The sequence below is a fragment of the Bacillus sp. BP-3 genome (assembly GCF_028401955.1).
Taxonomy (GTDB): Bacteria; Bacillota; Bacilli; order Bacillales; family Bacillaceae_G; genus Bacillus_A.
Genome location: NZ_JAQOTJ010000005.1, coordinates 220,262 through 241,253 on the forward strand (window position 1 = coordinate 220,262; position 20,992 = coordinate 241,253).

At 35.5% G+C, this 20,992-nt stretch carries 21 protein-coding genes and 1 pseudogene; 10 read left to right on the top strand and 12 right to left on the bottom strand.

Annotated features, from left to right (window positions below; all coding sequences use genetic code 11):
* Nucleotides 1–42 precede the first annotated feature (42 nt).
* The 3 genes from hblD (at nucleotide 43) to hblB (ending at nucleotide 4,847) form a co-directional block, all read left to right on the top strand.
* On the top strand, nucleotides 43–1,272 hold the full coding sequence (gene hblD, locus PLX19_RS11005) for a hemolysin BL lytic component L1 (protein ID WP_272188628.1): 1,230 nt from the start codon (nucleotides 43–45) through the stop codon (nucleotides 1,270–1,272).
* A 30-nt stretch (nucleotides 1,273–1,302) separates the two neighbouring features.
* Nucleotides 1,303–2,430, top strand: a complete 1,128-nt coding sequence (gene hblA / locus PLX19_RS11010; protein ID WP_272188629.1) for a hemolysin BL binding component B — start codon at nucleotides 1,303–1,305, stop codon at nucleotides 2,428–2,430.
* Between the two features lie 1,016 nt (nucleotides 2,431–3,446).
* Complete coding sequence (gene hblB / locus PLX19_RS11015) at nucleotides 3,447–4,847, top strand: hemolysin BL regulatory component HblB (protein ID WP_272188631.1); 1,401 nt, start codon at nucleotides 3,447–3,449, stop codon at nucleotides 4,845–4,847.
* 216 nt (nucleotides 4,848–5,063) lie between these two features.
* Here the strand turns inward: hblB and PLX19_RS11020 are convergent, their stop codons facing one another.
* The 5 genes from PLX19_RS11020 to PLX19_RS11040 form a co-directional block, all read right to left on the bottom strand.
* On the bottom strand, nucleotides 5,064–5,864 hold the full coding sequence (locus PLX19_RS11020; protein ID WP_272188633.1) for a 2-phosphosulfolactate phosphatase: 801 nt from the start codon (nucleotides 5,862–5,864) through the stop codon (nucleotides 5,064–5,066).
* A gap of 257 nt (nucleotides 5,865–6,121) precedes the next feature.
* A complete protein-coding gene (locus PLX19_RS11025; RefSeq protein ID WP_272188634.1) occupies nucleotides 6,122–6,775 on the bottom strand; it encodes a potassium channel family protein in 654 nt (217 codons plus the stop codon).
* Nucleotides 6,776–6,808: 33 nt separating this feature from the next.
* The gene (locus PLX19_RS11030) at nucleotides 6,809–8,146 is read right to left on the bottom strand and encodes a TrkH family potassium uptake protein (RefSeq protein ID WP_272188635.1); all 1,338 of its coding nucleotides are present in this window, start codon (nucleotides 8,144–8,146) and stop codon (nucleotides 6,809–6,811) included.
* A 52-nt stretch (nucleotides 8,147–8,198) separates the two neighbouring features.
* Nucleotides 8,199–9,479, bottom strand: coding sequence for an ArsB/NhaD family transporter (locus PLX19_RS11035; protein WP_272188636.1), 1,281 nt, complete (start codon nucleotides 9,477–9,479; stop codon nucleotides 8,199–8,201).
* 104 nt (nucleotides 9,480–9,583) lie between these two features.
* The gene (locus tag PLX19_RS11040) at nucleotides 9,584–10,558 is read right to left on the bottom strand and encodes a phosphotransferase enzyme family protein (RefSeq protein ID WP_272188637.1); all 975 of its coding nucleotides are present in this window, start codon (nucleotides 10,556–10,558) and stop codon (nucleotides 9,584–9,586) included.
* Nucleotides 10,559–10,943: 385 nt separating this feature from the next.
* On the opposite strand from PLX19_RS11040, the gene PLX19_RS11045 reads away from it, so the two are divergent.
* The 3 genes from PLX19_RS11045 to PLX19_RS11055 are packed head-to-tail and all read left to right on the top strand — an operon-like array spanning nucleotide 10,944 to nucleotide 13,544.
* Complete coding sequence (locus tag PLX19_RS11045; RefSeq protein ID WP_442869040.1) at nucleotides 10,944–11,969, top strand: ABC transporter substrate-binding protein; 1,026 nt, start codon at nucleotides 10,944–10,946, stop codon at nucleotides 11,967–11,969.
* An 11-nt stretch (nucleotides 11,970–11,980) separates the two neighbouring features.
* Nucleotides 11,981–12,745 (top strand): ABC transporter ATP-binding protein, encoded by a 765-nt coding sequence (locus tag PLX19_RS11050; protein WP_272188640.1) that lies wholly within the window; start codon nucleotides 11,981–11,983, stop codon nucleotides 12,743–12,745.
* Nucleotides 12,738–13,544 (top strand): ABC transporter permease, encoded by an 807-nt coding sequence (locus PLX19_RS11055; RefSeq protein WP_272188641.1) that lies wholly within the window; start codon nucleotides 12,738–12,740, stop codon nucleotides 13,542–13,544. Before PLX19_RS11050 ends, PLX19_RS11055 begins: the two co-directional genes overlap by 8 nt.
* Before the next feature lie 22 nt (nucleotides 13,545–13,566).
* Here PLX19_RS11055 and PLX19_RS11060 read toward each other — a convergent pair whose 3' ends face one another.
* Together PLX19_RS11060 and PLX19_RS11065 are read right to left on the bottom strand one after the other, a co-directional pair.
* Nucleotides 13,567–13,965, bottom strand: a complete 399-nt coding sequence (locus PLX19_RS11060) for an RDD family protein (protein ID WP_272188642.1) — start codon at nucleotides 13,963–13,965, stop codon at nucleotides 13,567–13,569.
* Between the two features lie 204 nt (nucleotides 13,966–14,169).
* Entirely contained in the window at nucleotides 14,170–15,255 is a 1,086-nt protein-coding gene (locus PLX19_RS11065) for a recombinase family protein (RefSeq protein ID WP_272188643.1), read from the bottom strand.
* Nucleotides 15,256–15,679: 424 nt separating this feature from the next.
* Here PLX19_RS11065 and PLX19_RS11070 point away from each other — a divergent pair, with 424 nt between their 5' ends.
* Both PLX19_RS11070 and PLX19_RS11075 read left to right on the top strand, forming a co-directional pair.
* Complete coding sequence (locus tag PLX19_RS11070; RefSeq protein WP_272188644.1) at nucleotides 15,680–17,212, top strand: alpha/beta hydrolase; 1,533 nt, start codon at nucleotides 15,680–15,682, stop codon at nucleotides 17,210–17,212.
* Between the two features lie 150 nt (nucleotides 17,213–17,362).
* Nucleotides 17,363–17,578 (top strand): annotated as a pseudogene (locus tag PLX19_RS11075) (IS4 family transposase); the annotation flags it as partial.
* Between the two features lie 118 nt (nucleotides 17,579–17,696).
* On the opposite strand, the gene ytkD reads toward PLX19_RS11075, so the two are convergent.
* Nucleotides 17,697–18,176: an RNA deprotection pyrophosphohydrolase gene (gene ytkD, locus PLX19_RS11080; RefSeq protein ID WP_272188645.1), complete on the bottom strand. Its 480-nt coding sequence runs from the start codon at nucleotides 18,174–18,176 to the stop codon at nucleotides 17,697–17,699.
* 81 nt (nucleotides 18,177–18,257) lie between these two features.
* Entirely contained in the window at nucleotides 18,258–18,572 is a 315-nt protein-coding gene (locus PLX19_RS11085) for a hydrolase (RefSeq protein WP_272188646.1), read from the bottom strand.
* Between the two features lie 371 nt (nucleotides 18,573–18,943).
* On the opposite strand from PLX19_RS11085, the gene PLX19_RS11090 reads away from it, so the two are divergent.
* Nucleotides 18,944–19,177, top strand: a complete 234-nt coding sequence (locus tag PLX19_RS11090) for a DUF3953 domain-containing protein (protein ID WP_272188647.1) — start codon at nucleotides 18,944–18,946, stop codon at nucleotides 19,175–19,177.
* Nucleotides 19,178–19,213: 36 nt separating this feature from the next.
* Here PLX19_RS11090 and PLX19_RS11095 read toward each other — a convergent pair whose 3' ends face one another.
* Both PLX19_RS11095 and luxS read right to left on the bottom strand, forming a co-directional pair.
* Nucleotides 19,214–19,372: a hypothetical protein gene (locus tag PLX19_RS11095; protein ID WP_272188648.1), complete on the bottom strand. Its 159-nt coding sequence runs from the start codon at nucleotides 19,370–19,372 to the stop codon at nucleotides 19,214–19,216.
* 118 nt (nucleotides 19,373–19,490) lie between these two features.
* The gene (luxS, locus tag PLX19_RS11100) at nucleotides 19,491–19,964 is read right to left on the bottom strand and encodes an S-ribosylhomocysteine lyase LuxS (RefSeq protein ID WP_272188649.1); all 474 of its coding nucleotides are present in this window, start codon (nucleotides 19,962–19,964) and stop codon (nucleotides 19,491–19,493) included.
* 129 nt (nucleotides 19,965–20,093) lie between these two features.
* Between luxS and yidD the strand changes: the two genes are divergently transcribed.
* Entirely contained in the window at nucleotides 20,094–20,324 is a 231-nt protein-coding gene (gene yidD / locus PLX19_RS11105; protein ID WP_272188650.1) for a membrane protein insertion efficiency factor YidD, read from the top strand.
* Here the strand turns inward: yidD and PLX19_RS11110 are convergent.
* Nucleotides 20,321–20,884, bottom strand: coding sequence for a beta-class carbonic anhydrase (locus PLX19_RS11110; RefSeq protein WP_272188651.1), 564 nt, complete (start codon nucleotides 20,882–20,884; stop codon nucleotides 20,321–20,323). The two genes, yidD and PLX19_RS11110, sit on opposite strands and share 4 nt — an antisense overlap.
* Nucleotides 20,885–20,992 lie beyond the last annotated feature (108 nt).

The window sequence follows — 20,992 nt, forward strand, 5'->3', positions numbered from 1 at the left end:
AGATTATAAGAATCTATCAAAATACTGAAAAGGAGAATGGTTATGAAAAAACTTCCATTTAAAGTGCTAGCTGTAGCCACTCTAGCAACACTTATAACTGCTACTAACGGTAACACTATTCATGTACTTGCCCAGGAACAAACCGCTCAAGAACAAAAAGTAGGGAATTATGAATTAGGACCTGAAGGGCTGAAGAAAGCATTAGCTCAAACAGGATCTAATATTCTTGTAATGGATTTGTACGCAAAAACAATGATTAAACAACCAAATGTAAATTTATCCAATATTGATTTAGGTTCAGAAGGAGCAGAATTAATTAAAAATATTCACCTTAATCAGGAACTGTCACGAATCAATGCAAATTATTGGTTAGATACAGCGAAGCCGAAGATTCAAAAAACAGCACGTAATATTGTAAATTACGATGAACAATTTAAAAATTATTACGATATATTAGAAGCTGCTGTACAAAAGAAAGATAAAGCAGAGTTAAAAGAGGGCCTAAATGATTTAATCACTACAATTAATACAAATTCAAAAGAAGTTACAGAAGTAATTAAGATGTTACAAGACTTCAAAGCAAAACTGTATGACAATTCTACAGGGTTTAAAAATAATGTTGGTGGTCCAGATGGGCAAGGTGGATTAACAGCACTATTAGCCGGAAAAAATGCACTGATTCCACAAATTCAAGCTGAAATTGAGAAGCTACGTTCTACTCAGACAGAGCATTTTAACAATGTATTAGCATGGTCAATTGGTGGTGGATTAGGAGCATTCATTTTAATTGCTGCAGCCATTGCAGGAACGGTAGTAATTGTTGTGACTGGCGGTACAGCAACACCAGCTGTTGTTGGTGGCCTTGCAGCTCTCGGCGCAGCTGGTATCGGTTTAGGAACAGCAGCTGGTGTCACGGCGTCTAAACATATGGACTCCTATAATGAAATTTCTAAAAAAATCGGAGAATTAGGTACGAAAGCCGATGTTGCTAGCCAAGCAGTTATTTCGCTCACTAACGCGAAATCAACTTTGACAGATCTTTATCAAACAGTGGATCAAGCAATAATGTCTCTAACAAGTATCCAACAACAATGGAATAAAATGGGTGCTAATTATACAGATTTACATGATAATATCGACTCTATGCAAGAACATAAATTCTCTTTAATACTTGATGATTTAAAAGCTGCGAAACAAAGCTGGAGTGATATTCATAAAGATGCCGAATTCATTTCGAAGGACATCGCTTTTACACAAGAAGCAAAGAACTAAAAATCAAAACCTATATAGGAGGAATATGTAATGATCAAAAAAATCCCTTATAAAATACTTGCTGCATCAGTACTTTTAACGATGACAACAACTTCAGTAGTTTCGCCAGTGGCAACTTTTGCAAGCGAAATTGAACAAGCTAACGCTGGAGACACGTCTCTTTCAGCTAATGAACAAAAGATGAAAGAAACCTTGCAAAAGGCTGGATTATTTGCAAAATCTATGAATGCCTATTCTTATATGTTAATTAAAAATCCAGATGTGAACTTTGAAGGAATTACTATTAATGGATATGTAGATTTACCTGGTAGAATTGTACAAGATCAAAAGAATGCAAGAGCACATGCTGTTACATGGGATACGCAAGTAAAAAAACAGCTTTTAGATACATTGACAGGCATTGTCGAATACGATACAACGTTTGACAACTATTATGACACAATAGTAGATGCGATTAATACAGGGGATGGAGATACTTTAAAAGAAGGGATTACAGATTTACGAACTGAGATTCAACAAAACCAAAAGACTGCACAAAATTTAATAGTAGAATTAACTAAGTTAAGAGACGCTATTGGACAGGATGTTAGAGCATTTGGAGGCAATAAAGAGCTCTTACAGTCGATTTTAAAAAACCAAGGTGCGGATGTTGAGGCTGATGAAAAGCGTCTACAACAAATTTTAGACTCAGTAAACTATTATAAAAAATTAGAGTCTGATGGATTCAATGTAATGAAGGGCGCCATTTTGGGCCTACCGATAATTGGTGGCATAATAGTGGGTATAGCAAGAGATAATTTATCTAAGTTAGAGCCTACATTAGCAGAATTACGTCAAACTGTAGATTATAAAACAACATTAAATCGTGTAGTTGGAGTTGCGTATATTAATATTAGTGAGATGCATAAGGCACTTGATGATGCAATTAATGCTCTTACTTATATGTCCACGCAATGGCATGATTTAGATTCTCAATATTCGGGAGTAATGGGACATATTGATACTGCAGCTCAAAAGGCTGATCAAAATAAATTTAAATTCTTAAAACCTAACTTGAATGCAGCTAAAGACAGTTGGAAAACATTAAGAACAGATGCGGTCACATTAAAAGAAGGAATAAAAGAATTAAAAGTGGAACCAGTTACTCCGCAAAAATAAGGTAATATCAGGTCTGAATCCAGGATTATACCTTTAAGTGATAGTATTACAATTAATAATTCCTTATAAACCAAAAAGGCGGAGTCTAATTACAGACTTCGCCTTTCGCTTTTATATAAGTTTCATCCAAATGCCAAGATACCCGTGCCGTTTTGCTTATTTTTAAAACTTTACAACAGAATCTATTCATTTCCTTCATTTCATAACGTTTTATCCTCCACCTATCTTCTTTACTTCTCTCTCAATCTTAAAATAAGGTCTTATCGCCCGTTAATGAGAGATCAAATTCTATTCTGTATTATTTTTCATTTTATGCCCTTCAAGCGTTTTATCTTCTATACCGTTATCCTTGTTTTTTGCTTTGTATTCTCTGGATGTGTCTAGTTTGTACCTATACGTTTAGAAATTTTTTTAGCATATCTCATCTCATTCCCTATAGAAGAAACTTTTCCCTGTAATGTTTACAGGAAATATAATTACTATCCATATGATAATAATATTTTGGATTATGTATCGTTGATATGATCCTATTTATATGCAATTTTGCATTTCCTAAATAAAGTAAATCAACATACAAAGTACTATTAAATTATATTAAAAACATTTTTTATCAAGTGATTTATATAGATCAATGTAATTTATTATATTTTAGATTTAATTATCAAATCATAACTATTTCACTTAGTGAAGTGATTCATAGTATTTAATTTTTTAGCTATAATGTTTTTTATAAAAGCAATACCGAATATAAAAATTTAATAATATATGTGGTGAAATTTTATTATTTACTTCTTAAAAACATAATGTTTAAATGAGGGCGTAAGGTCCTTACATTCTATGAAAGTACATAATAACGAGAATTTCTTCAATTTAACAATTTAACAATCTAACAAATATTCAACAACATAAATTCTCTTTAATACTTGTTGACTTAAAGGCTGCTAAACAAAATTGGAATAGTATTTTTTAAAGAAAAGTAGAACTTACAATCAAAGCCTATATAGGAGGAATATGAAATGATGAAAAAGCTCCCTTACAAACTACTCGCTGTATCGACTTTTTTAACTATTACAACAACTTATGCAGTCACACCAATAGCAACTTTTGCAAGTGAAATTGAACAAACTAACAATGAAGATATGTCTCTTTCAGCAAATGAAGAACAGATGAAAAAAGCTTTGCAAGATGCTGCGGTATTTACAAAATCTATGAATGACTATTCTTACTTGCTAACTAATAATCCAGATGTGAGTTTTGAAGGAATTACTATTAATGGGTATGCAGATTTACCTATTAAAATTTTACAAGATCAAAAGAACGCAAGAGCACACGCTGTTACATGGGATACGAAAGTAAAAAAACAATTTTTAGATACATTGACAGACATTATTGAATACGATACAAAATTTGATAGTCAATACGGAACATTAGTAGAGGCGATTAATACAGGGAATGGAGATACTTTAAAAAAAGGCATTACAGATTTACGAGGTGAAATTCAACAAAATCAAAAGTCTGCAAAAGCATTAATAGAAGAATTAACTAAATTCAAAAACGATATTGGAGAAGATGTCAGAGCATTTGGAAGCCATAAAGAGACCTTGCAATCGATTTTAAAAAACCAAGGTGCTGATGTGGAGACTGACCAAAAGCGTTTAGATGAAGTTTTAGGACAAGTAAACTATTATAAAAAATTAGAATCTGATGGATTAACAATGGTAAAAATCCCCTTTATTCCCACGTTGATTTCTGGTGGTATAATGATAGGTACAGCAAGAGATAATTTAGGCCGATTAGAGCCTACATTAACAGAATTACGTAAGACTGTAGATTATAAAATAACATTAAATCGTGTAGTTGGAGTTGCGTTTCATAATATTAGTGATATGCATAGTACAATTGATAATGCTATTACTGCTCTTACTTATATGTCCACGCAATGGGATGATTTAGACTCTCAATATTCAGGCGTACTGGGACATATTGATAAAGCAGCTCAAAAAGCTGATCAAAATAGATATAAATTCTTAACCCCTAACTTAAATGCAGCTAAAGACAGTTGGAAAACATTAAGAACAGATGTTGTCACATTACAAGAAGGGATGAAAATTGCAGAGAAAAAAGAACAGGATCTTATGAATCAGCTTCGTCCATCAAACGTTTTCTACTTTTATAAAAAAATACATAACGCATACACATTTGAAATAAAGACTGGAACAAATGCACCAAATGCGTCTTATAAAGTTATGAATTTAACTAAAAACACTGTTCATAACATGTGGAGTGGAGGACCAAATACAAACATGTGGGCTGATTGGCTTTCATTCAATCCAAAAGATGAATTTGCGGTGGTAGCAGTAGTGGATGGGAAAGAATACATTGTATATAAAGACAAAATAGAAAATATAATGAACTGAACCCGAAAAATTAGACAAAAAAGTTGTTGTAATTTATTATACTTTACGTCGAAAAAACGAAGTTTGGTTGTTGCAAACTTAAGTTTCTATACTGTGTTAAACAATTGATTTATGATACATGAAAAAAGCGGAGTCTGATGAAGACTTCGCTTTTTATATAAAATATAAAACTGCTAGAAAATAATGTAACTATGCAGCAGATTCCTAAAGAAGATCTTATTTCAAGAAATTCACAAAGCGACCATTCTGAAAAACCGGCACTACTTGCAGCACATCTACAGCTGCACTATACGTTACATCTTCCGCAAATCCACGCTCTCGTAACTCCCTACTGCTTCCGCAATCCCAAATGAATTCATTAAGATTGGACGTTGCATACTGAAAAGCGCCCATACATAATTGTGCTTCTACTGATTTACTCCCTTGTAATTTTTCTATGATTACACCTGCGCCTAAGTAGTCTTCTATCGCTGGTCTTAAATCATTTTCATCTTCTTTTGGATCTTCCCAATGTTCACCGCAAGGAACAATTGTTATATTTGCGCCTGTTTGTTTTTGGATATGATTCGCTGCCTCTGCAATTGCCGAAGCGTTAAGTAAACAGCCAATTAAAAGAGCCGGAACTTTCGAAGCAATCCACGTACAAGCTGCACCGTTTAACGAACATAAAACAAATCTTTTCCCAAAATCAGCAGCGCTAAATGTTACTGGGGATAACGAATGTCTCCCTGCCTTCGCCGCTTCTGCCCTACTTAATATAAGCTCTGCACCCAATTGATTCGCATACACTTTTGCTTCTTCATTCAATGGCGGCGGATATGGAAAAATTTCAGCGCCTACATGTAAGGCGCTGGCCACTGCTGAAGAAAAGCTAAGAACATCTACAATAATGGTAATATCACCACGCTTAGCTGCTTCTCTAGCTCCGCGCCGTCCCCACTCGATGCGGCACTGAAATGAAGATTGTGCAAACACTGACATAGAATAGCCCCCATTCATCATTGCTTTCACTCTCATGTTAACTACATGATTCAAAAAGAAATAGACTGTTTTTCAAAATTTTGATACCATATTGAATGAGGTCTGTATAAAAAAGCGATGTAATAGCTTACATATGTAGTGAGCTATTACATCGCTTTTTTCTTGATTTCTTCTTTTGTTTTAAACATTGCATGTGGCAGAAAAAGCCCCTGACCGTTTCTATGCACGGCCAGATGCTCTCGTTCCTCCTAAAAAGAAAGGTATTTAAGTTACATCCCTTTCAAACTTACTTCTTATTCAAAATCTGCAAAACGATGCAAATTTATCTTTTCTCCAATCATCACTAAACCATCCCCTTCTTGCACAACCTCATCTGGAGAAGGAGAAATGTTGATTCTCCCCTTACTTTTAATCGCAATGACATTTAAATTTAATTTTGCTCGAATATCCAACTCTTTCAGGCTTTTTCCTGACATGCTAGGAGGCACTTTAATTTCTTCAATATTATAATCTTTAGCGAGTTCAATGAAATTAAGAACATTTGGTAACATAAGCTGATGTGCTACACGCTCACCCATATCCCACTCAGGAAATACGACCCAATCCGCGCCTACCTTCTCTAACACTTGTCCGTGTCGTTTATTTAGCGCCTTGACCACAACCTTGTTTACCCCTAATTCTTTTAGTACCAACACTGTCAAAATACTTGCTTGAATATCATTTCCAATTGCGACAATGACTGTGTCAATATTTCGAATACCGATTGCTTTTAATACCTCTTCATCTGTCGCATCAGCGATAACAGCATGGGTAGCCGCATCCTCAAGTTCATTTACACGTTTTTCATTGCTATCTATTGCTAACACTTCATGTCCTGCTTCTACTAATGTGTTTACAATACTTGAACCAAACCTTCCGAGTCCAATGACTGCGTATTGCTTTCTCATATTTCTATCGCTCCTCTAAGGATGAATGAACATCTAACCAATCATAATTTTTCCTTTCGGATAACTGAACGGATCTGCATTTCTTCGCAGTGTAACGGCAAAAGCGATAGTCAATGGTCCTACCCTTCCTGCAAACATCGTTAAAGTAATGATAATTTTTCCAAGAGGAGATAATTCAGGGGTCAGTCCCATAGAGAGCCCTACCGTTCCAAAAGCAGATGTTGCTTCAAAGAGAATCATTAAAAAGTCCTTCCCTGGTTCTGTTATTGTTAGCAACATGGCAGCTATTATAACGATGAAAAGACCAGCTAACATAACGGTAAGTGATTTATAAATTGTATCGTATGCAATTCTTTTTCGAAAAAAGGTTACATCTTCTTTTCCTTTTATTTGTGACCATACTGCACCTAAAAGAGTTGCAAATGTAGTTGTTTTAATTCCTCCACCCGTAGATCCAGGAGATGCCCCGATGTACATGAGAATAATAATAATAAAAAGGGTTGAATGATGTAAATCTGGAATATTGAGTGTATTTGCCCCAGCTGTTCTTGGGGTGACAGCTTGAAATAAAGAAGCTAAAAATTTTCCAAATGCAGATAACGGTTGTAACGTTTTTGGATTATGAAATTCCAATAAGAAAATTAGAACCGTTCCCACCACTACTAACAAAGAACTTGTAAACAGAACTACCTTCGTATGCAAGGAAAGGCGTTTAATCCGTTTATATTCATATACTTCATTCATAATGATAAATCCAATACCGCCTAGTGTAATTAATGCACAGACGACCAATGTAACAATTGGATCTTCTACATACGCAGTCAAGCTTTTAAACTCTCCCATTATATCGAATCCTGCGTTATTAAAATTGGAAACAGCATGGAATATGCCGTAATACACTGCTTTGGAAAGAGGCATATCAAACGCAAAGCGAATCGCTAATAAAGCGGCACCGATGAATTCAATTACAACTGTAAAAATAAGAATTCTTTTTGCTAAACGAACAATGCCCGCAATGGATAAATTGTTCAATGCCTCTTGTAATAACAGCCTTTCTTTCAGAGAAATCCTTTTTCCTAACAAAACGGAAAAAAAGATCGCAAATGTCATAAATCCTAAACCGCCTACTTGAATAAGAAACAAGATAACGAGTTGGCCGAACAACGTGAAAGTTGTTCCCGTATCCACTACGACAAGTCCTGTTACACATGTAGCAGATGTAGCTGTAAACAATGCATTTAAGAAAGGAAGACCTTGACCATCTGTTGTTGCAACTGGAAGCGTTAAAAGAAGCGCGCCGATGAAAATAATGAGAGCGAATCCTACTACTAATGTTTTCGGAGGATCCATATAAATCCGTTTGTTCTTCATAGTTGTTTCTCCTATACATTTTTTTGAGGAAAACTTTTCTTCTCTTCTTTCTTCACATTAAATACCGAACATATATGTAAATCGTTGATAAGATAATGGAGATTATCATCACAGGGAATCCAACTATTAAATATTTCATAAAGGAGATATGGTGTCCTTGCTTTGCGGCTAGTCCAGCTACTACTAAATTGGCGCTGGCTCCGATTAGCGTTCCGTTACCACCTAAACAGGCTCCTAGTGATAAACTCCACCATAATGGTTCTAAATTTGTGATTCCAATTGACCCCATTTCTTTTATCATGGGGATCATTGTCGCTACAAATGGAATATTGTCAACAAAAGCAGAGACAATCGCACTCATCCATAAAATTAAGAGCGTTGTCATTTTTACCTCCCCCCCGGTTAGAGCCATCGCTTTTTTAGCCACCATTGCGATAAGCCCTGTTTCCACCAATCCACCAACTATAACGAATAAGCCGATAAAGAAAAAAAGAATGGTCCATTCTACCTTTTCTAATGTTCGATCTAAATATCTATCTCCTGTCATCAGCAGTAAAAGAAAGGCCCCAAACAAGGCAATTGTAGCTGTTTCAATATGGATAAATTGATGCAGAAAAAAACCGCCAATTGTCACTACAATAACAAAGACACACTTTTTCAATAGCCTTACATCTTTAATCTCGTTTCTTTCATCCTTGTTCAGTAATTCGTTTATTAACTCAGGTGTTGTTTTGAGTTTTTTTCTATAAATGAGCGTAAATATAACAAGAGACACTAATAAAATAATAAAGCTAATCAATGATAAATTATTAATGAATGCAAGAAATGTTAGTTCTTTTACAGCACTACCAATCATAATATTAGGCGGATCTCCAATCATAGTAGCAGTGCCACCAATATTCGAAGCGAAAATTTGAGTGATTAAATAAGGAGTAGGATTTACTTTCAGTTGTGATGTGATACTTAATGTAACTGGAACGATGAGTAAAACTGTCGTGACATTGTCTAAAAAGGCGGATGCGATGGCAGTAATCAGTCCGAGCACAAAAAGAAGTCGGATTGGATTTCCTTTCACCTTTTTCGCAGCCCGTATCGCAATGTAGCCAAATACACCTGTCTGCGCAGTAATTGATACAATAATCATCATCCCAACCAACAAACCGATTGTATTAAAATCAATATGATGAATAGCTGTTTTTTGATCGATGACCCCGAAGACCACCATTAAGATTCCACCTAACATTGCAATAAGTGTACGGTGGAGTTTTTCTGAAATAATCCCAGCGTATGTAATCAAGAAAATCCCTAGTGCTATAATCGACTTCGTTTCCACGTGTATCCTCCATAATCTTTTTATGTACTTTATTGTAACGATTGCTGTATTTTTTTATGCACAAAAAGAACCCTGTTACTAAACAGAGTTTAAAAAAGGAGTTCTTAAACAAACGTCAAAAAGTCTACATTCGTATACGGAATTTCATGTTCAATCCGGTGCTGTAAATCTTGCAGTGTATACGCTTGCCAATCTTCTAAATTTTTTGCATCCCACACGTTATGAAACAGCGTAAATAAAAAGACTTCGCGCAGTTTTAGAAAAAGCGGAACTTGCCTTAGTATCTCTTTATTCATTAAATGTTCTTTGTTGTATCCCTCGGTGAAATACTTCATGAATTCTTGCGGAAACGATACATGTTCTGGCCTTACTGATAATCCTTGCCACACTGCATGGTAAAATGACGCAGCAATATCTTGAGCAAACCAGTTAAACGAACAATCATCAAAATCAAAAATTGTTAATGTGTTGTCTTGAACAAAAAAGTTCCCCTGATGAAGGTCATTATGAACGAGCCCGTATGTATCTTGCTCCTTAGACAGTTCTTGAACTTCGCTAATCATGTTTTCATAGCTTGCAGCTAACGTTGTACTGATCGATTTTAAAAAGTTCATAGATTTTATATCGCACTTCCAAACGGGTCTCTCATACGATTCATAATTGCTAGCATTTTGTTTCGCGATCGCATGCATCTTCCCAATTGTTTGCCCCCAATTTTGAAATAGCTTCCTATTCCATTCTCTTTCATCCGCCACATTCACAAACTGACCAGGTACCTTTATAAATGAAGTAAGAAAAAATGATTCTTCTTCTCTATCTATTTGTTCAACCTCATTCCCAAAACAAGAAGCAACCGGCAAGGAAACATTCACGCCGCCTGCTTGTAAGCTACGTATAAAATCCAGTTCACTTTGGATTTGTTTGACACTTCTACGAGAGTTTGAAGTTATTCGTAAAATCCGGCTTTCTCCTTCATATGTATACTCGTATACTTCATTTTGAAACCCACTAGAGAGTTTCTTACAGCTTTCTTCTTTTCCTCTAAAATATTGCATTGCTTGTTTTACTTTCGTATTCATGTTACATACCTCGTCTCTATTAACAAAATGACACTTCCATTTTCATGACGAAAAAAGCCAAAATTTCCACAGGAGACACACGATAAAAACGAATGAATAATCACTGAAATCTAATTTTGGTCCCTTCTTCACTTGCATCTCTAACAACGTATGAACCAAATTTCCTTCCTTATACTTATGAATGCTTTTCATTGCATACCTATAAAATAGAAATTGTAGTACTGTGAAACCGGTGGTCAATATGAAAAAGAAAAAAAGAAAATTAATCATAGAAATCCTCCTTATTTCTTTGTTAGCTATCCCTTATCTTTCACTTCTTCCATGCTCAAAAAATTCCTCCTATGTCCACTCACATATAGGCATTTACCTACATACATTAAAGTAAATGTATTTTGGGAGGTGTCATACATTGCGAAAAATTCTAGCGTGTTTTTTAATTGTTTTTCTTACTGCCTTTACATTTGTTGCGTGTAATAAAAAAGATGAAAATGCAAAGGTACAGAAAGTACGCGTTGGTGAAGTGACACATTCATTATTTTACGCTCCGTTATATGTTGCAATGGAAAAAGGATTTTTTAAAGATGAAGAACTAGAAGTTGATCTGCAAACAACTGCTGGTGGCGATAAAACGATGACAGCTTTATTATCAAATGGCATCGATATTGCGCTTGTCGGTTCAGAAACATCTATTTATGTTTATGCGCAAGGAGCAAAAAATCCGGCAATTAACTTTGCCCAATTAACACAAACAGATGGAACATTTCTCGTTTCTCGCAAAAAACTTAATTCTTTTAACTGGAATGATGTGAAAGGCACAACTTTTCTTGGTCAGCGTAAAGGCGGGATGCCGCAAATGGTTGGCGAATACGTACTGAAAAAACATGGAATTGATCCGCACAAAGATACAAATTTAATTCAAAATATCGAATTTGCGAATATCGCAAATTCCTTTGCATCTGGTACCGGCGATTTCGTGCAACTCTTTGAACCGACTGCTAGCATTTTCGAGAAAGAAGGAAAAGGTTATATCGTTGCTTCATTCGGCGTTGAATCCGGAACTGTTCCGTATACAACCTTTATGGCAAAAGAAAACTTCTTAAAGAAAGATAAGGCAACCGCAGAGAAATTTACACGTGCTATTTATAAAGCGCAGCAATGGGTCGATACACATAGCGCAGAAGAAATTGCAAAAGCTGTTGAACCGCGCTTTAAAGATACACCAAAAGATATTATGGTAAAAGTCATCGATCGCTATAAACAACAACATTCGTACGCAACGAATCCACTGTTAGACGAGGCAGAGTGGAAACAACTGCAAACCATTATGAAAGAAGCTGGCGAATTACCGAAAGAAGTGCAACATAAAGAGTTAGTGAACACATCCATTGCGGAAAGTGTCATTAAGAAATAGAGGCGAGTCTCATGAACTTCCTAGAGCTTTCCAACGTATCTCATTGCTTCTTCTCAAAAGACAATGCCAGTCTTGTCTTATCGAATATTTCTTTAACAATCGAAGAAGGAGAATTTATTTCCTTCCTTGGCCCAAGCGGCTGCGGCAAAACAACATTACTTTCTATCATTTCAGGTTTACTACACTCCATTGAAGGAACCGTCTTTCTTGATGGTGAACGCATCACAAAACCAACGTCTTCCATCGGTTATATGCTTCAGCAAGATTACTTGTTTCCATGGAAAACGATTGAAGATAATATTTCCGTCGGCTTATACATTACAAAAACATACACATCTAAAACGAAGCAACATGCTTTGCATTTGTTAGAACAAGTTGGTTTGCAAGGTGTTGAGAAGCAATACCCGCGTGAATTATCAGGCGGAATGCGCCAGCGCGCTGCTCTCGTTCGGACACTGGTCACAAATCCGAAAATATTATTACTAGATGAACCATTCTCTGCCCTTGATTATCAAACAAAACTAAAATTAGAAGAACTCGTTTTTTCTATTTTAAAAGAATATAAGAAAACATCACTTCTCGTTACACATGACATTGAAGAGGCCATTGCGATGAGCGATCGTATATACTTGTTGCAAGCAAAACCAGGCCGCATCGCGAAAGTATTTTCAGTCCCAGAAACCATTCGCTCCCTCTCGCCGTTTGAAGCACGTCAGCACCACGATTTCCCTTCATTCTTCCAGTTAATATGGAAGGAGTTGGAACAACTTGAATAATATAAAAGAATTTCATCAAAGTTTTCAAAAACGTGAAAAAAAGCGGACATTTGCTGTTCGAATCTTGCAGCTGCTCCTGCTCATACTCTTTTTCGCATTATGGGAAATCGCCAGCCGAAACGAGTGGATTGATCCATTATTATTTAGCTCACCGTCTAGCATCTTTCATTTGCTCATCACAAAATGGCAAGATCATTCCCTTTGGCCACACATATATACAACGCTCCTTGAAACGTGTCTTGGCTTTATCCTTGGCACACTTCTCGGTACGTGCATCGCAACCTTTTTATGGTGGAGCCCATTCATTGCTCGTGTACTCGACCCGTACCTTGTCGTCTTAAACGCAATGCCAAAAGTAGCGCTTGGCCCCATTATTATCGTCATCTTCGGGCCTAATATTTCATCGGCAGTAGCGATGGGTGTCATCATTTCCATCATCGTTACAATCCTCGTCATTTATAGCGCTTTTCAAGAAGTAGACGCCAATTATGTAAAGGTCATGCAAACTTTTGGTGCAAATAAATGGCAATGTTATAAACAAGTCATTTTACCAGCATCGTTCCCAGCGATTATTTCCACATTAAAGGTAAATGTCGGTCTCTCTTGGGTTGGGGTCATTTTCGGTGAACTGCTCATTTCCAAAGAAGGACTCGGCTATTTAATTAGCTACGGCTTTCAAGTCTTTAACTTTACACTCGTCTTGCTGAGCGTGCTTCTCACTTGTATTCTTGCCACCCTTATGTATGTACTTGTCGCAGCATTTGAAAAATTCGTTACACGCACGAAAAAAGCAACCTAACACAATGTAGGTTGCTTTCTTATTAATCACGAATAACTTGCGTTCCTGCAATAAAATCGTGAATAGAACGTTTATCTTTTCGCAGTGCTACCATAAATGCACTTACAATAAAACCACTTCCAAACATAAAACCATATATAATTCCACTTAATAAGTAACGTTTTACTGTAGTCCAAATCGTAATATTCTGTCCATCCATTCGTACAATTCGAATGTTTACTGCTTTCTTACCTACTGTAAACCCAGACCATACAATAGGAACAATTAATAAGTATAGCGTTTGTGAAATACCTACTATTGTGTCTGATGCCTCATCAGACATACCTATTAATGTAAAAATCACAATAGGGGGAACAAATACTAATACATCTAAAAGGATAGCCCCAAATCGTCTCCAAAACCCTGCTAGCTCTTGATTCATATTCTCTTCTCCATTCTCTTATGTATTTCTCTTTACATTTTGGATATATGTATAAATTCTCTCCTCTTGCTCAAGCAAAAGGATTCGCATCTCCTCTATAAATCACATCCTAAAACTATAACCTCCATATTACAACAAACTTCGACTAAGTTCGACATTTCGTTTGTAAATTATCTCCCAAATTATAGGATTAATATCTTTATCCTACGCTTCTTCCACTTCCTCCGAAATTTGCTGTAATCCTGATAGCACCTCCGCTCTCATTTTCACAAGCTCTGGAAATTGATAAAAGAAAGCAATCTTTTGATACTTTACTTCTTTTGACTCTTTCACTTTGTTAGAATCTTGTAAAATGAACGCTGTAAATGTATCAGCAATATCTTCTGTGACGTTCGTTGTTGCATATTCAGAAACAAATTTGTCTTCATGTTCTTTAAAAAACTGCATTTGCGCTTCTACATTTGTCTCTACTTTCTTCTCTTTCCATTCACCTTCAAGTAGTTTCCAAAACTGTTCATAAAATTGATTCACATACGACTTTTTCTTTGTACAGCCTTCTGTTAAAAACAGTGTCGTACATTTCGATTCATATGCGGAGATATCTTTTTCTTCCGTAACAGCTTTTACATACTTTTTATCTACAGGAATTTGCGTTTTATTTAACGTTAAAACGTGAGCCGTTTCATGAATTAACGTTTTCATCACTTCGTTTATATTAACGTTGGAATCTAATGCATCTAAACTTAATACCCAGTCTTCAGGATTGTTTTCATTTTGCATCACATGAGCAACGATGTTATCATATCCATCCGATACAATATCAAACTCTTTTATATCCTCTCTATATTTTGCTGGTATTAACACACTGTACATATCCCATAATGCTTCGTGATAATCTGTTTCTTCATGAAATGCACTAATTTCTTCTCTAACTTCTTTATCATCAGCAAAGACTTTCTGTAATCTTTTTTTATCTAGCTTTTCAAAATATGGATCTACTAATTCATTATTATCAATATAATAAGAGGCTAAAAAGAAGTAACGTTCGTCATCTCCTCTTTGTTCTTCATAAGCTGCTAATTCTTCCTTACTTTCTACTTCCGTATGTGTTTCTAATTCAGAGATTCCTTGCATGTTTTTATTAATTTTACTAAGGAATGCATCTCCGGTTTTTAAACACTCTTCTTTTGTTTTACATACTTCTTTTGCCACATTCTTTGCTTTACTACAGCTACTAATCAAGCAAATAAATATGAGCAAAAATAAAAAATGAATATGGTTTTTCCTCATAACATCCTCCTTGCATTCTATTATTTCATTGAAATCATAATCAATTTTGGCAAAAGATACAATAATATGCTTTAGTCAGTTGGTTAAAAAGCCCCCTTTTTTATAAATACTTTTTCAGTTCAAACAAAGTATGAAATCAAAAATAACATTTCTACTGGAATTTTATTTTATATCCACCATATGATACTGGTTTACCTTTGGTCAGTTATATGTGATTCAGCGCGGCCCTTCCATTCCACTCAAAAAATCCAGTCATAAAAAAAGAGGGAGAAGGCATTTTTTATTGAAGTTTGTTTATAATGGCTTTTTAACTTGTTAGGGGAATCGTAGTAGATTATGAATCTCTTTGATAATTTTTATTTTCCTTATAGTACTTGGCATGTTGTATTAAAAAATTTTAATTTTGAAAGGAGAATCAATAAATATGAGCACGAAAAAACGAATAGGGAATAAGTTATTACTTGTCAGTGCAATTTGTGCGATAACTATTCCTTCTGTTTCTTATGCGGAGGAAGTAATTTCACCTAAAAATTTCGCGAGTTCTTCAAGTTTATATGAGGGACGGAATACAGATGTATTGAAAACAAGTTTATATCCCAATACATATAATAATCCGTTCAACCACCAATTTATTTCGACATTACAGGAAACAAACACAAATATAAAAAAAATAGACAATACTGATAATGAAAATCCTGTTATATCTACTACTCTTACATTTATCCGCTATATGCATACTGAAAATTATAAATCTGCATTTGATTTAACTTCTCGATCATTACAGAAAATAATCTCCGAAAAACGGCTGAAGAGCTATTGGAAGGGACTCCCGGTGCAATTACAAGCAGGTTCTTTTATAGGAATTGGAGAGGTAACACAAAAAGAGACAAATTCCGTTCATACAAATGTAGAGATTAAATTAGTTTTTGAACTATTTACTGTACCTTTACTAATTAAACTAGATCCATCTGGAAAAATAGATGATTTTCAGCTTAGCATGTCATTTAGTCCTGTTGCAGAGCGTCCACCATATAGTAAGCCTGAATCATTTGTTGATAAAGAAGTAGTAGTTGGAAGTGGTGCGTTTCCATTACCAGGAACATTGTCTGTTCCAAAGGGAAAGGGGCCTTTCCCAGCGGTTATTCTTGTTCAAGGATCTGGAGCAACCGATCAGGATGAAACAGCGTTTGCTTTAAAACCATTTCGCGATTTAGCTGAAGGTCTTGCCTCGAAAGAAATTGCTGTCCTTCGCTATAATAAACGAACTTATGAACATGGATTAAAAACACAACTTAGTCCTTTTTATACAGTTGATAAAGAGACAACGGATGATGCACTTCTTGCGACTCGTTTTCTTCAAAATGAACCTATGATAAATAAGAATCAAATTTATATCCTTGGTCATAGTCAAGGTGGAATGATGCTTCCGAAAATGATCGAAAAAGACCAAAATCAAAATATTGCTGGGGCAATTGTGATGGGAGGACCAGCCCGTACAATCCAAGATGTTGTTTTAGATCAATTTGAGTATCTTTTTTCTATTGGAGCAATGAAACCTGAAGAATATAAATTTTACAAATCGCAATTTAAATTATTAAATGATCCCAATTTCTCTAGTCAGAATCCTCCAAAAGATTTTTATTTAGGATCACCAGTATTTTGGGATTCTATCCGTAAAATTAAAGCAGCAGAAATGTCAAAAGAACAAAAGACACCGCTTCTTATTATTCAAGGAGAAAGAGACTATCAAGTTCAATCAAAAATCGAAATTCCTCTTTGGAAAGAACAATTAAAAGAGCGAGATAACGTTGATTATCGACTATATCCAAAGTTAAATCACTTCTTTACAGAAGGAAATGGAGAATTAAGTAAACCGGATGAATATTATAGTCCTGCTAATATCCCTGAGTATGTTATAAATGATATTGCTGCTTGGGTGCAAGGAAGATCGAAATAAAGTGAAACTTCCATCAGTGGGAGTTTTCTTCATCCCCCACCTATCTTCTTCGCTTTTCTCTGAATCTTTAGGTGGGGGTCTTACTGCCCGTTCATGCGGGATAAAATTAGCAACCATATTTTTTAATAACGATTTTCTGTATTTAAGATAGAATCATTTTTTCGTATTCATTACTGTAATTCTGTAAATTTAGAACGGCTAGAATGTCATTTATATGGACAATTAATTAGTATTCCTCTTTGTTCTTCCACCATGTTTCAAATGTGCCAATTACTCCTCATCAAGAAGAAAAGAGAATTAAGTGAATATAAAGCAATTTATATCATAAAAGATTATTTTTTACTTATTTATCAATCTTTACAAAAAACACCGAGGACTTAACAAAGATATTTAAAAAATCAAAACAAAGCTATATAGACATTGTAGTTGTTTATCACGTATTAACAGACCTAATTTTGTACAAATAAAAAAGAAATCGGTTGCTCTACTTCGTAAAACAGCCGATTTCTTCTATATGTCGCATCGTGCGCGCAAGTACGTCATCGCGCATAATGAAACTGAAGCGTCTATTTACTTTAATGTCCTCTGGAATATGTGTCAATAATACAGATCCCTTCGTTTCTTCATAGTGCGTATGTTGTTCTAAGGCACTAATTGTTGCAAAATAAATGTTTTTAATGATTATTTTATCTTTCCCGGATACTTTATATTGGCCAATATACGTTAAGCTTGATACAATACCACCCGTTTCTTCATGAACTTCACGAGCTGCCGCTTCTTCTGGTGTTTCTCCCTCTTCTACCTTTCCACCTGGAAATTCAAGACCACGGCGCAAATGATGGGTTAATAACCATTGATCTCCGTACCGGCATACAACCCACACATGCTTTGGCTCAGGAGAAAATGGGTAACGTTCAAACGATAATTGTACAGTGTTATGATAGTAATCTTTAAATGTGTACATGCCCTACTCCCCTATTGATGGTTACAAATTTCTTACCATAAATTGTAGCACATTCTGACTAGTATGACTAATCTTATCCTATCATAACCCGTCGATAATACCCATTTGTGCAATTAACTCTTTCGCCTCATTGTCACCAAGCTCATAAATCATTCGATATGCTTTTTGCAATTGCTCATCATACCGATCATTATTGGAATCATGATGATATTCTACAAACGGCACATGCGAACGCACAAATGTCCCAAGATCTTCACGATACGCGTTATCAAAGTACTCTCGCAGCCTCAGAATTTCTTCATCCGTCGCTTCAATCGTAAAACTATATGTATTGGCTGTTTTCACTTGTGAAATTTCGCCATTTGCAACTGAAATATAGTATGTTTTCCTATCCATAGAACGTCCCTTCTTTCACCTACTTTACTTTCTATTGTTTTCGTTTTTTACAAAAATATGTAAAAATATAGTTAGTTTAATGATAAAATAAACACAAGGTTATAAATCTTAATATTCTGAACAAAATACTCGCAATAAAGTGAAACTTCCATCAGTGGGGGTTTTCTTCATCCCCCACTGATGGTTAGTTGAACCAATCGGGCTTTTACGGGCAGTTATCCCCCACCTATCTTCTTCGCTTTTCTCTGAATCTTGAGGTGGGGGTCTTACTGCCCGTTAATGCGGGATAAATCTTTTGTGGATTCAACTATAAAAAACGGCGCTATTACTCGGTACCGTTTTAAAAGGATTTAGTTAAGGAGGATACGAATATGCTCAAAATATTACGTATTACTTTTTCCATCATCACGCTACTTTTAGGAGTATTTGGATTTTTTACAGATAACAATCTATTCATTTTACCTTGTATGCTCATCTCTTTAGGACTCATGTGTGTCATTTCAAGTATTGCAGAATTCAAAAAACAACAAACGTCTACTGGGATTTTACTGTTTCTTACTGGTGCCTTTGCGATATATGTTCCGCTCTCGCAATTCTTTCACTAAAAACTACCACAAAAAATGATAAGGAGTGCTATCATGCTAAAAATACTTCGCATTCCATGCAACGCTTGTACTTTTGTACTCATCTACCACAGCCATCTCTTGAATCATCCGCTTATTGTTTTTTGAATATACCGAAACAGCCTCGATAAGTACAAATGTATGAGGATATTTCCCTCTTACTTCTGACCAGTTCATTACAATCGCCTCCTTTTCTTCTTATTAGTGTAGTACACTTATTTCACCTCAATGAAATTGGCTTTTTCCTTATTTCTAAATAAAAAAGCTGCCTTTCCCAGGCAGCTTTCCAAACATCTTATCCAAACACTTTCTCAAGTTCGTCTTTCTCTTGGCTTAACCAGAAATTCATTAAGCGTTTTGCGCCTTCTAAGTCATGAAGTTTCGCTTGGCCACACTGCGTTTCGTTTGCCGCAGGAATTTCTGTAATTTGTATTGCGTCTTGCAATGTTAACTCTAATAAATCGATAACTTCGCGTACTGTTGGTGTACCACTTACGACAAGGTAGTATCCTGTTTGGCAGCCCATTGGCGAAATATCAATAATATCAAAGTGTGGATAACGATCGATATATTTACGTAAATTAAATGCTAATAAATGCTCTAGCGTATGAATAACATCTGGCTTCATCGCTTGTTTATTTGGTTGGCAAAAACGGATATCAAATTTATTTACAATACCGTCTTTTCCTACTTGATGAACGCCGCAATGTCTTACATAAGGCGCTTTTACAATTGTATGATCTAATTCAAAGCTTTCTACTGATGGCATATTCATCTCTCCCGCCTTTATTTATAATTCCTATATATCCAATATGATATAACGGAATTACAAATTAGTAAAGTATTATGTACAGACCATGCTATAATACTTACAGCATATGCAGGAAAGGAGACCATTATGAAACGCATTTTCATCGGTATTATTCGCTTTTATCAAAAGTTTATTTCTCCAATGACACCGCCGACGTGCCGCTTCCATCCAACATGTTCTCACTACGGGCTCGAAGCGATTCAAACTCACGGTGCATTAAAAGGAAGTTGGCTTACAGTGAAACGCATTTTGAAATGCCACCCATTTCATCCAGGCGGATTCGATCCTGTCCCGGAGAAAAAACAGGAGAAGAATTAACCTTCGTAACCATTCACAACAACATCTAACTTTCCAGTGTCCGGATGAATAACAAGTCCGTGTACAGGTACTTCTGTTGGCATAAGCGGATGGTTATGCAGTATAGACACACTGTGCTCCACGCTTTCTTCTACACTTGAAAACCCGCGTAAAAACTTCTCTAAATCGATTCCAGAATAACGAAGTGTATCTAGTTTCTCTTCTGAAATACCGCGCTCTTTCATTTTTTCAATCGTGCTGCTCGCTTGAATTTTCGCCATACCGCAATCATGGTGACCAATTACACATACTTCATCTGCACCAAGTTCATAAATCGCGACTAAAATGCTGCGCATAATACTTCCAAATGGATGCGAAATAACAGCGCCAGCTACTTTAATAATTTTCACGTCACCATTACGCATGTTCATCGCTTTTGGCAATAGTTCAACTAGACGCGTGTCCATACATGAAATAAGCACCATTTTTTTATTTGGGTATTTTCCTGTTTCGTATTCTTCATATTTTTTACTTTCAACAAATTCCTTATTATATTGCAAAATCTCTTCTAGAGCTTTCATAATCAATCCCCTCTTTCTTATATGTAGCTATAATGTAAGTGTACCAAAGAATAAAAAAAACAAAAAATGTATTGCTTTATCCTAAGAATATAATTTTTCAGACAACAG

Bases quoted from the DNA above. Each gene is read 5' to 3' on its own strand.
- hblD (WP_272188628.1), top strand. From the start codon at position 43: ATGAAAAAACTTCCATTTAAAGTGCTAGCTGTAGCCACTCTAGCAACA.
- hblA (WP_272188629.1), top strand. From the start codon at position 1,303: ATGATCAAAAAAATCCCTTATAAAATACTTGCTGCATCAGTACTTTTA.
- hblB (WP_272188631.1), top strand. From the start codon at position 3,447: ATGATGAAAAAGCTCCCTTACAAACTACTCGCTGTATCGACTTTTTTA.
- PLX19_RS11020 (WP_272188633.1), bottom strand. From the start codon at position 5,864: ATGAGAGTGAAAGCAATGATGAATGGGGGCTATTCTATGTCAGTGTTT.
- PLX19_RS11025 (WP_272188634.1), bottom strand. From the start codon at position 6,775: ATGAGAAAGCAATACGCAGTCATTGGACTCGGAAGGTTTGGTTCAAGT.
- PLX19_RS11030 (WP_272188635.1), bottom strand. From the start codon at position 8,146: ATGAAGAACAAACGGATTTATATGGATCCTCCGAAAACATTAGTAGTA.
- PLX19_RS11040 (WP_272188637.1), bottom strand. From the start codon at position 10,558: ATGAATACGAAAGTAAAACAAGCAATGCAATATTTTAGAGGAAAAGAA.
- PLX19_RS11045 (WP_442869040.1), top strand. From the start codon at position 10,944: ATGTATTTTGGGAGGTGTCATACATTGCGAAAAATTCTAGCGTGTTTT.
- PLX19_RS11050 (WP_272188640.1), top strand. From the start codon at position 11,981: ATGAACTTCCTAGAGCTTTCCAACGTATCTCATTGCTTCTTCTCAAAA.
- PLX19_RS11060 (WP_272188642.1), bottom strand. From the start codon at position 13,965: ATGAATCAAGAGCTAGCAGGGTTTTGGAGACGATTTGGGGCTATCCTT.
- PLX19_RS11065 (WP_272188643.1), bottom strand. From the start codon at position 15,255: ATGAGGAAAAACCATATTCATTTTTTATTTTTGCTCATATTTATTTGC.
- PLX19_RS11070 (WP_272188644.1), top strand. From the start codon at position 15,680: ATGAGCACGAAAAAACGAATAGGGAATAAGTTATTACTTGTCAGTGCA.
- ytkD (WP_272188645.1), bottom strand. From the start codon at position 18,176: ATGTACACATTTAAAGATTACTATCATAACACTGTACAATTATCGTTT.
- PLX19_RS11085 (WP_272188646.1), bottom strand. From the start codon at position 18,572: ATGGATAGGAAAACATACTATATTTCAGTTGCAAATGGCGAAATTTCA.
- PLX19_RS11090 (WP_272188647.1), top strand. From the start codon at position 18,944: ATGCTCAAAATATTACGTATTACTTTTTCCATCATCACGCTACTTTTA.
- PLX19_RS11095 (WP_272188648.1), bottom strand. From the start codon at position 19,372: ATGAACTGGTCAGAAGTAAGAGGGAAATATCCTCATACATTTGTACTT.
- luxS (WP_272188649.1), bottom strand. From the start codon at position 19,964: ATGCCATCAGTAGAAAGCTTTGAATTAGATCATACAATTGTAAAAGCG.
- yidD (WP_272188650.1), top strand. From the start codon at position 20,094: ATGAAACGCATTTTCATCGGTATTATTCGCTTTTATCAAAAGTTTATT.
- PLX19_RS11110 (WP_272188651.1), bottom strand. From the start codon at position 20,884: ATGAAAGCTCTAGAAGAGATTTTGCAATATAATAAGGAATTTGTTGAA.